The 2,726-nt window shown below is 50.2% G+C and carries 1 protein-coding gene and 1 pseudogene; one reads left to right on the forward strand and one right to left on the reverse strand.

Features of this window, described 5'->3' with window-relative positions:
* Positions 1-195: pseudogene (locus ACOCD2_RS16075) on the reverse strand (hypothetical protein); the annotation flags it as partial.
* A 133-nt stretch (positions 196-328) separates the two neighbouring features.
* Here ACOCD2_RS16075 and ACOCD2_RS16080 point away from each other — a divergent pair.
* On the forward strand, positions 329-2,686 hold the full coding sequence (locus ACOCD2_RS16080; RefSeq protein WP_293674864.1) for a choice-of-anchor Q domain-containing protein: 2,358 nt from the start codon (positions 329-331) through the stop codon (positions 2,684-2,686).
* Positions 2,687-2,726: the final 40 nt, after the last annotated feature.

Consider the following 2,726-nt stretch of genomic DNA (forward strand, 5'->3'; position numbering starts at 1 on the left):
GCAGCCAGAGCACGAGCCAGAGGCTATCGAAACAACCGAACTTTTATAACTATGATCTACATGATTGCCAGCCCGGCGGGTTCCATACTGAAATCCATATGAAACGTCGAAGAGCCACTGCTCTTCTGTACCATACTTTTCGAGAAATTTCGGCAAACTGAGACCTTTTTGAAATTGGATGATATTCTTTGCCATGTCCGCCACCACACTAAGACACTGATTCTATGTATGTTCTATTATAGTCCAATTTCTGTATGCGTGGCTGAATATCGTGGGTAATCAAGTAAGTTAATGACATTGGGGTTCAGCTTTACACGAGGAAAACCAAATGAAGAAAATCATCATAACCACAATTGCAGCGATTGCACAACCAGCAAACGCCATCACCGTGCACCGCGTCACAAGCCTGGCGGATCACGGAAACGGAACACTGCGAGCCGCCGTTGCAGCAGCTGCAGCAGGCGACAGAATCACATTCGCGCCGTGGCTGTACGAAAAAACCATCCGCCTGGATAGTGAAATCAGCATTAACAAAAATCTGCGCATCGAGGGCGACATAAACGGCGACAGACGGCCAGACATCACACTGGACGGACAACATCAACACAGACTGCTAAACATCGCAGCAGGCGCAACGGTTACGCTCTGGGCGATATCACTGGAACACGGTAAGGCAACACAAGGCGGAGCCATCTACAACCGGGGAAATATAACGGCACAGTTCTGCCGGATCAACGAAAACCATACAACAGTCATCGGCGGCGGTATCTACAACCGCGGAAAAATAACAATTGACCATACCAGCATGCGGGACAACATAGCACCGCGAGGAGGCGCAATCTTCACGGGGAAACTAGAAGAGTCAGACGCTGCGGATACAACACTGAACGCGTCAACGTTTGCCTGGAATCGGGCACTAGAGCACGGCGGCGTAATGTACAATTACAGTGGAAAATTCCGGTCATTCAGAAGCACATTTTCCAAAAATGTTGCGCAAGCTTATGGAGGTTGGGAACATAACACCATGCCAAAAGGTAGCGTGTTATACGCTTACGGCGGCAGCAACGAATTCACAGACAGCACACTAAAAAACAATAAATCCGCACCATTGCGAGACCCAGAACTAAAGGAATGCACAACTGCAGCCCGCAGAAATCGTTGCCGCGGCTGCTCATGTAGACCAGATGCCGAAAGGAAAGAAAACAACAAAAACCGCCGTATAAACAACGGCGGCACACTCTTCAACCACGGCGTATTAAACAATCCTCAGCCAATAAAACTAATACGAACAGTCATATCAGAATCACGAGGCAGAAACTGCGGCGGATGGGGCACATTCACACTAGACCATACCTGGTCAGATGATGATACATGCGATGGCGACGCAAATTTTTCCGAACCCGGTACCAGCAGAGGAGACGCCAAACTGGGACCACTAATGGACCTGGGCGGATACACATACACATACGCAGCGTTACCAGACAGCGGACTGATCGACGCGGCTGGATCAGTATGCGCAGCCGCTGATCAACGGGGAGCACGCCGAACAGAATTTATGGATCCACACTGCGACATTGGCGCGGTAGAAACAAACGCACATCCACCGACACGGCTACGACCGCAAACAATCAACACAACACCACCAGCAGAACACAACGAGGACCTTGCAGTGCTACACAAACGAATAACGGCACAGCAGGCAGACATTTCAGCAAAGACGGAAACAATCAGGGCACAGCAGGCAGACATTTCAGCAAAGACGGAAACAATCACGGCACAGCAGGCAGACATTTCAGCAAAGACGGAAACAATCACAACACTGCAAACACAACTGCAAACACTCAACAATCAACTGGCAGCAGTACAAGAACGCATAACAAACAAAGACGGCGACATAACACAACTAAAAAAACAGGCGGCAGAACTTGAGCGCAAAATCGCCGAGCACCAGGCGCGGATTGCAGAACTGGAAGCGCCGGATGATCTGGAAATCACGATCGGCGACGCGGGAGAAATAAAACGCCTGACACTAAACGGAAGCGACGCGCTACACGAATCAGAAACCAGCGTCAGAATAAGAAACACAACGCAGCAACTAAAAAACACAACCACGACACACGTACACGAACGGCCAGACGGCACAAAAACGTCAGCCGGACAATTCGACGGGGAAAACGGAACAATACACTGGGAAATTGTGACGAGAACAATACCAGGCACAAACTGGCACGTCAGCCGGTGGACATTTAACAGCAACGAGGCATTCGGAGATGTCGCAGTCGGAATATATGCAGACATCGACATACAGCCGTACACACGTTTTAACGGCCTAATCGTGGGCGGCACAAACCACGATAACAGGTTATTGATCACCGACAGGCCGAACCCATCGGAAGGGATCGCACTTGGACTTAGGGCACTGAAAAACGCCAACAGCATGGGTTGGGTCGGTAGCCCAGACATTTATCACGGATACAACGGCGAGGTACTAGACGCGTCAATTCTCACAGGTCCATATAGCGGCTGGGGCAGCTACACACCAGACAGCAACAAATACCCGGGCGCCGCCGGCTACGGACCGGCAGACGTTGCTATAGCGATAGGAATACAACTCAAACCAACCGCAAAACTGGCCAGTTTTGAAAGCACCGTTGTTGGCGCACCAAACGGATACGTCGAAAACTGATAGTAACTACTCACCCCTAAGATGAGTACAAGCCTGCCTC

The sequence above is a fragment of the Thiolapillus sp. genome (genome assembly GCF_048562965.1).
Lineage (GTDB): Bacteria > Pseudomonadota > Gammaproteobacteria > Chromatiales > Chromatiaceae > Thiolapillus > Thiolapillus brandeum_A.

Coding starts and splice junctions, on each gene's coding strand:
- ACOCD2_RS16080 (WP_293674864.1), top strand. CDS start 329: ATGAAGAAAATCATCATAACCACAATTGCAGCGATTGCACAACCAGCA.